The following is a 7,238-nucleotide window of genomic DNA, read 5'->3' on the forward strand; positions in this document are numbered from 1 at the left end:
CCAGCGCGCGATCGGTGGCGCCCAAGGCGCCTCTGGCTTCCTTGATGTTCTGGAAGACATGCCATTTGTGAACCGTCAGGTCCGCCGGTATTGCCTTTGCGGCCACTTGGCTTGAAATCATGCCAAGAGTCATCGGCCGCCGCCCAAAGGGCGTCGTTGAGATATGTGTCCCCATGTTCCTTCCACCTATCGCTAGGCAAAAGAAATCCGCTCGCCGAAACGACGCTAATCCCTTACGGGACTCTTGACTGTGATTCGCGGAAATGCGATTCTCTAGGTGCTAACTTGGAGAAGGGCTTCCGGACGTTGCTTCGGGGGCCTTTTTCTTTTGCTCTGGTTAAAACTCCTATCTTTCTCGCATCGTGTTGATCTACCTATCGACTCTTCAGATGGTCGTCGAAGAGGCGGGGCACATCACGCATAACAAACTCAGCGAACTCCGGCGACGTGCGGCGGTCGATCGTGAGCGTGACCTTTTGCTTGGTCTGGACGAGCCGCCCGATTTCGTTCCCGGACGAGGATACTAGAGCTTCTGCTTCGCGAGGTAGCGGAGCGTCCCGCAATGACTGAGCGACAGTCTCAAACCGTTCTTTCGAAGAGAGCGAGGCAAATTCTACCTGGCCGGCAACTTCGCGTACTTTTTGGACTCGTTGCTTGTCAGATTCGAGTGCGTCCGCGAGGGCTATCCAATTGCGTCGGCCGACCCCGTGCGCTGGGCCAATTGCATCGATAAGGTCGATCGGTATCTTGGCGGCGACCGATAGCATATTCGAAAGGTCGCTCTTGTAGACCGAGAGTGCAGACATGATAACGTCCCGCGGAAACTGTTGTTCGAGCTTCTGCGCGAAGCGAACTTTTTCGATATAGGAGAGATCCTGGCGTTCGTTATTCTCCTGGCCTTGGGCTACGACGAGGTCCCGGTCGGTAAGGCTACGAACGATTGCCTTAACCGGGATGCCAAGTTCTAGTGCAGCGCGCAGTCGGCGGTGTCCAAACGCAACCTGATATTTTCCTGTTTTTTCAGGATGAGGCCGCACTAGGATTGGAACCTGCTGCCCTTCCCTTCCTATCGCTTCGACGAATCCTCTGAAGTCCTCATCATCCGTCGGCATGCGATCCGGAATGAACGAGGGCTCAATGGTCGTTGGGTCCAATTCGACCATGACCTGGCCTGAAATGAGCTTCTTCTCGATTTCGTCAGCTCGCTTGGTGCGCTCACTCAACTCGCCGAGGGATTGCCCCAGTGCGCCAACGGGAGAACGTCCACCGTCTTCGATCAGATCTGGCGAACCCATCAATGGCCGCATTCGGGAAGGCCGGCGCGGCGTCGGCGCATCCTGCCGGTCTTCACCAGCAGCTTCATAGCCAGACTCCGACGGGACGGGCGTCAGGTTTGCAAAAATCTGCTTCCGACTCATGAACTTCTCCCCCACGCTTTCTTGATGAGGGCCTCGATCTCCGAATTGACCTGTTCGACCGATTCGATCGCCCGATCATAAGTCGAGCGCGTGAACTGGCTTCGGTCCACCTCAAAAATGGTCTGATTGGTGAGCCCGGCGTCGGAAATGGCGGTGCTCTTTAGCATTGGATGATTGAGTACATGGTCTCCAAAGATAGAGCGCAAGAATGCAACCATTTGGTTCTGCGGACCGTCGCTCGGTTCGAACCGCGTTATGAGGTACTTCATCCATAGGTATTGCGACGACGCGCCTGCCCTGCTGATTTCGTCAAGCAAATCGCCGGTCATAGCGAGGAACTGGTTCATCGACATCACATCGAGCATCTGCGGATGCACCGTGATTAGGACAGATGTTGCTGCCGTCAGCGCCGACATGGTTAGAAATCCAAGCTGCGGGGGGCAATCGATCACCACAACATCATAAAGCTTCTGCACCTGTGAGAGCGCTTGACCGATCCGGGCGAAAAAAAGAGTGTCACCCGGTGCCCGAGTCATGAGCGCTTTTGGAGTATCGTGTTCGAACTCCATGAGCTCGAGATTGCCGGGTATCAAATGAAGGTCCGGAATGTAGGTCGCACGGACGATTTCCGCAATCGGACGCTTCTCGTCGTCGTATCGGATTGCCCCGTAAAGGGTCTCATTGGGGCCGACGTCCAGTTCCGGCTGGTGTCCGAAAAGCGCCGAGAGACTGGCCTGCGGGTCAAGGTCAATCGAGAGGACACGATAGCCCCTCAGCGCCAAATATTGGGCGAGGTGCGCTGTGGTAGTCGTTTTTCCCGACCCTCCCTTAAAGTTCATAACCGTCACGACCTGAAGCTGCTCGTCGTTTGTGCGCCAAGGTAGGTAACGACGGTTTCCACGGGCTCCGGAGTCGAGGTATTTGCGAACTTGGTGTATGGCCTCGACCGGGTAGGATCGACGGCCACCGGTCGAGATGGTCGAGACATCGTCCGGCATTTCAGCGGCGATTTGTCGAAGGTAACCTTCGGTGATTCCTATGAGCTTTGCTGTTTCAGATGGGGAGAAGTTTCGAATCCCCTTTTCAGCGTTTGGCGGGAAAGTACTGAGGTGGTGGGCTTGGAGCTGGTTAGCCAACGCAGCGGAATGCCGCTGAATGAGCGTCTTTAGCTCATCTTGTGGCGCGCTGGCCTCTATGGTGGTGGTGATGCCCATCGACTTCTTCCAATTTAACGTCAGTTGCGGAATTTTTACGAGAATGCGAAAGACTCCGCAGGTATGGGACTATGCCCGATTCTTTATATCCTGCAACAAATTAAGGGTTAACAGATTACTAACGGGCTCAAACGACGAGCTTTTTACCTGCAGTTAGCCGCGGCTAACTCGGAATCCTTTGAGGCATCTAGCCGGGTCCAATCGTCGCGAATCGCAACAGCTCACTCACGGACCGTCGGCCACCATTGCTGCATGTGTCTCGCCTGATCGTCCAATGTCGACGTCAGCGTCTTCGCGACGAGCCCCCCCCCTTGCGGCTGCACTGCAAGTCTATTCGTCATTCTCGGTGCCTTGTGCTGAGTGTCACAGGCGTCTCGGACGGATCGGCAACAAGTCGAATTGGCAGGCGAAGTAATGTACGCGGCGACAGTAACCTCAATGGACTGCATTAGCGTTGTCGGATGCATTTCGTGCCTACGCCTGGGATGAGTCCAGCGGCCAAACGAACAAGCGATTTTTTCAGGGATGCCGTGTCAGCGTAAAGGGGTGGGCAATATTCAGTAGCTGACGCGCCACGTCATTTAAGCCTCAAGAGATTTGGTAGAAGGACAGGGAGCGGCCATTCTGCCCTTATAGCCCGCTTGCCTTAGTGAGATTGACGCGGAACCGATCACGCCGGCGCTGGTATTTGCGGGTCATCTCTGCGGATGCGTGGCCGAGCTGCTTTTGCACATAGCGCTCATCGACCTCGGCCGACGAGGCAAGTCCCGCGCGTAGCGAATGCCCGGAAAACTTTTGACCGCGCTCGCCTTCCGACAGATCGCCACGCACACCGGCGGCCAAAGCCGTGCGCTTGACCAGGCGAGCGACTTCCTGATCGTTGAGGCGGTCCGCACCAACGGCCCTGCCCTGGCCGGTGACACGACGAAACAAAGGCCCATGCGCGATACGGGCCAGTCTCAGCCATGTCTGCAGCGCGACGACCGGGCAGGTGGCGTCCGAAGAGCCGCGGCCGATCTCGACCTCGCGCCAGCCGGTCTTACCCCGTAAACTCACCAGCACACCCTTGTCAGGGAAAAATTCGATCCAGCCGCTGCCGTCTTCCGTCTGGTCGCGGCCGACATCGAGGCCGACGATCTCGGAGCGGCGCAGGCCGCCGGCGAAGCCAGGGAGCAGTATGGCTCGATCCCTTAGGCCGCACAGGGTTCCCCTGTCGAGCGTCTCCAGCATCGCGACGAGATCGTCGCGCAGGACAGCCTCCTTCTGTTGGGGCGGGGAGGCGTGGGTGTTGCGAATGCCGGCCAGCACGGTCGCGATATGCCGATCCTTGCGGTCGAGCGGCTGGCCACGCTGCGCATAGTTCCAGGTCAAGGAGGACAGGCGGCGCTCGATCGTCGACACCGCCTTTTTGTCGCTCCTCGCGCCGAGGCCTGCGCCGTGATGTAGAGCCCGACAATCTGCGGGTCCGGAGGCAGCGGCTCAAAAGACTGGCGACGGCACCAGGCGCAAAAATACTTCCAATCCGCCGCGTAGGCGCGACGTGTGTTGGCTGAGCTCGCCGCCTCGACATAGTCGCGGGCGCGGTCCGCCAGGCGCTCGAGGTGCCCTGGCAACCGTTCTTGTTGCTTTGCTCGAACCGGCAGAGAAGGGGAGGGGACTCCCTCTTCGCCACCGCGCTGCTCATGCTGCGTCGGATGGCCCATCTCCATCACGAGATCGACAATGTCCGGCAAATCATCGGCCTCGGCCGGATCGGTGCGCTTCATAAAATGGCGGGGATTGCCCATCAATCTCGTAACCGGCATGCCATGGCGTACGATTCTTTGCGGCCTAAGGTGCGATCTACGAGCCGATTTGTCCACCAACGATCACCTGCAAAACGCGCAGCACTTTGTTGCTGTCGCACGCGACGTTGCCCGCGCGCGTCCTGTCACTCGCCGGTCGCGGGGGCAACTCTGATATCGCCGTTGCGGCGCAGCGCGTATCCGGATCCCGATGAGAGTCAAGCGCACCGGCGCAGCCTCAGGTCTTACTCGATCGCCAGTCCGAAATCGGGGGCGATCTAACGGCCGTTGGTCACCTCGCGGATGACGCGCCACTCAATCTCGGGCCGCTTGGCCGAGGCTGGTTTGGGCCTGGCCAAAATGGTTTCAATTGAAGCGACGCCCGGCAGGCGCACGGGGAAGGCCATGGCGAAACTTCTTGCAGGATTACCAGGATTTCCGTCTATTCGGAACAAAGGATTATGACTGATGAGTTCCACCGTCACTGCCGCCGAAGTCTCCAAGAATTTCGGCACCTATCAGGATGCCGCCGTGCGCGAGCCGGTGGTGATCACTAAAAACGGCCGTCCGCGCACCGTACTGATGGCCTATGAGCACTTTTTGCGGCTGTCCAAGCGCGACCGTGGCGTCCAGCGCACCGTCGATCTGAGCAAGGCCGAGATCGCCGCGATCGAAGCGTCGGAAATGACACTGCAGCCCGAGCAACTCAACGCCTCCGCCGGCAAGTATGCTGCCGACTGAGGTCCGGATCGGTTGGGTTTTCGCTACGCCTACTTGTTGGACTGGCAGCACCGCGAAGGTCGGAGGAGGGCGACAAGGACCTTTTCATCTGGCCGGGGCTGGATCTGCGCACCGTCGACAGCGTGAGCGGATATTAGGGCGCGCTGACGCCGAATCTGTTTGCCGAGGTGGAGGCGGCATTCTCACTTGCATCCGCGTTCAACAGTCTTTACATTTCGTTCAACGTCGGGAGAATGATCATGGCCACACGCACCGCAGCTGAAAACGACGAACGGGCCGCGCGCACCCGCAATCGCCTGACACTCGAACAGGCGAGGGCGCTCGGCCTGCTCGGCGCGGCTAAGAACACGCGCCTCTCGGGCCGGGTGTCGTCGGAACTGATCGAGGCAGCGAAGAAGCGCGCTCATGTAAACTCCGACACCGAACTCCTGGAGCTCGCCTTGTCACGGCTGGCCCTTGAGGATGATTTCGGCGCCCGGCTTGTCGGTCGCAAAGGCAGCATCCCCGCGGACATCGATCTTGTCGTTTGATCTGCGGAACGCACTGCGTTCCCTCAAGCCGCAAGTCCGAACCGCCGGGCTCCAACGGCGACCCGATTCCGCGCTGTCCTGGGCAGGGGAGGAGCCGCCGATCGGCGGCGTCCTTCTGCTTGACACGAGTGTCTATCTGGACGTCCTGCAGGGACGCTCACCCGAAGCGGTCGATGACCTTCTCAACTATCGGCTCTGTCACCACTCGGCGGTCTGCCTTGCCGAGCTCACCCATGTTTTTGGCCGGCTCGACCCGGCCCACGCCACGACGAAGTCAGTCCTGAAAGCGGTTGAGGACACGATCGAGGACATTCCAGGGCATCGGCTTCATGCTCCCGACGTCACCGCGTGGGGACGCGCTGGCATGCTTGCCGGCCTTCTGTTCCGGCTGAGTCATCTGCCGGCAGGGCAGGGGCATGAACGCCGTTTTCTCAACGATGCGCTGATCTTTCACCAAGCCGGTTTGCTGGGGGCGGCAGTCCTGACCGGCAATATCCGGGATTTCGATTACCTCAACCAGCTTGTGCCATCGGTGCGGGTGCTCTTCTACCGGGCCTGAGCTTTCAGATCGCTCGCGCCAGCTTCGGACGCTCTCGAACCAGGAACTTGGTGCCTATTGAATAGCATAGCACCACGTGCTATCTTTTGCCATGCATGATCGAGTATTCAAAACGGCCTGGTTCGCCAGGGCGGCGCGCAAGGCGCGCATCAGTGACGCCGCCTTGTGCAAGGCGATCGCGCAGGCGGCGCTGGGACAAGCCGAGGATCTCGGCGGCGGTGTGTTCAAGAAGCGGCTCGATCATTCTGGCCAAGTCCGGCCAGTTCTGAGTCTATGAATATCTGTTCGCCAAGCAGGACAGGGCCAGCATCGATGACCATGAACTCATCGAGTTCCGTAAACTGGCCAAAGCCTATGCGGGTCTGACCGAACGGCAGATCGCCGCGTTGCTCGCAGACATCGATTTTTTGGAGATATGCTATGAACAAGGTTAGAAAATATAAGTCCGACGCCTTCGACGCGATCCACAGCTCGGCCAGCGCGCTTTACAAGGTCGGGGCGATCGACAAGACGACGATGCGCAGCTTCGACGAGGGCTGTCTGGCGGTGCCCGCAACGTTCGATCCGGATGCCATCAAGGCGCTGCGCGAGAAGAACCATGTCAGCCAGCCGGTGTTCGCGCGCTATCTCAACACGTCGGAATCGACGGTGCAGAAGTGGGAGACCGGCGCTAAGCGGCCGAGCGGGCTGGCGCTGAAGCTTCTGTCGGTGGTCGAAAAGCACGGTTTGCAGGTGCTGCAGTAGGCCTTTTTCAAAACGAACGATAAGGCATTATCGTTCGTTTTATGTCGCCGACAGGCTGTGCGTTTTGGCGCGACAATGATGGCGCAAAGCGCACGATCGCTTTACCCTCCAAAAGCATGATTCGCCTTCATCCCGCGACCGCTAGCCCCGCTCCGACGCCGACCGTGCCCACCAGGGCGCTCGCGTCCGGCCGCGACAGCAGCGCCGCCGCCGCCGCCTTCCAGGCCGGCGCCGCCCTGGGCGCGCTT

At 59.2% G+C, this 7,238-nt stretch carries 8 protein-coding genes and 2 pseudogenes; 5 read left to right on the forward strand and 5 right to left on the reverse strand.

Annotation, left to right across the window (positions count from 1 at the left end):
• From O7A70_RS33125 to O7A70_RS33145, 5 genes and pseudogenes are all read right to left on the reverse strand, one after another.
• A partial coding sequence (locus O7A70_RS33125) for a helix-turn-helix domain-containing protein (protein WP_337144106.1) occupies window positions 1-175 on the reverse strand: 175 nt, incomplete at its 3' end.
• A gap of 199 nt (window positions 176-374) precedes the next feature.
• A complete protein-coding gene (repB, locus tag O7A70_RS33130; protein WP_337144100.1) occupies window positions 375-1,418 on the reverse strand; it encodes a plasmid partitioning protein RepB in 1,044 nt (347 codons plus the stop codon).
• Window positions 1,415-2,632, reverse strand: coding sequence for a plasmid partitioning protein RepA (gene repA, locus O7A70_RS33135; RefSeq protein ID WP_337144101.1), 1,218 nt, complete (start codon window positions 2,630-2,632; stop codon window positions 1,415-1,417). The genes repB and repA overlap by 4 nt, the downstream gene beginning before the upstream one ends.
• Window positions 2,633-3,262: 630 nt before the next feature.
• Window positions 3,263-4,419 (reverse strand): annotated as a pseudogene (locus O7A70_RS33140) (site-specific integrase).
• 275 nt (window positions 4,420-4,694) lie between these two features.
• Entirely contained in the window at window positions 4,695-4,901 is a 207-nt protein-coding gene (locus O7A70_RS33145) for a hypothetical protein (RefSeq protein WP_337144102.1), read from the reverse strand.
• Here O7A70_RS33145 and O7A70_RS33150 point away from each other — a divergent pair.
• The 5 genes and pseudogenes from O7A70_RS33150 to O7A70_RS33170 all read left to right on the forward strand — a co-directional run bounded on the left by O7A70_RS33150 (window position 4,885) and on the right by O7A70_RS33170 (window position 6,990).
• Entirely contained in the window at window positions 4,885-5,157 is a 273-nt protein-coding gene (locus tag O7A70_RS33150; RefSeq protein WP_337144103.1) for a type II toxin-antitoxin system Phd/YefM family antitoxin, read from the forward strand. The two genes, O7A70_RS33145 and O7A70_RS33150, sit on opposite strands and share 17 nt — an antisense overlap.
• Before the next feature lie 239 nt (window positions 5,158-5,396).
• A complete protein-coding gene (locus tag O7A70_RS33155; protein WP_337144104.1) occupies window positions 5,397-5,687 on the forward strand; it encodes a hypothetical protein in 291 nt (96 codons plus the stop codon).
• Entirely contained in the window at window positions 5,677-6,246 is a 570-nt protein-coding gene (locus O7A70_RS33160; RefSeq protein WP_337144107.1) for a type II toxin-antitoxin system VapC family toxin, read from the forward strand. The genes O7A70_RS33155 and O7A70_RS33160 overlap by 11 nt, the downstream gene beginning before the upstream one ends.
• 91 nt (window positions 6,247-6,337) lie before the next feature.
• Window positions 6,338-6,680 (forward strand): annotated as a pseudogene (locus O7A70_RS33165) (type II toxin-antitoxin system RelE/ParE family toxin).
• Window positions 6,667-6,990 (forward strand): helix-turn-helix domain-containing protein, encoded by a 324-nt coding sequence (locus O7A70_RS33170; RefSeq protein ID WP_337144105.1) that lies wholly within the window; start codon window positions 6,667-6,669, stop codon window positions 6,988-6,990. The pseudogene O7A70_RS33165 and the gene O7A70_RS33170 overlap by 14 nt, the downstream one beginning before the upstream one ends.
• Window positions 6,991-7,238: the final 248 nt, after the last annotated feature.

Source organism: Mesorhizobium sp. Cs1299R1N1 (assembly GCF_037179655.1).
Taxonomy (GTDB): Bacteria; Pseudomonadota; Alphaproteobacteria; order Rhizobiales; family Rhizobiaceae; genus Mesorhizobium; species Mesorhizobium salmacidum.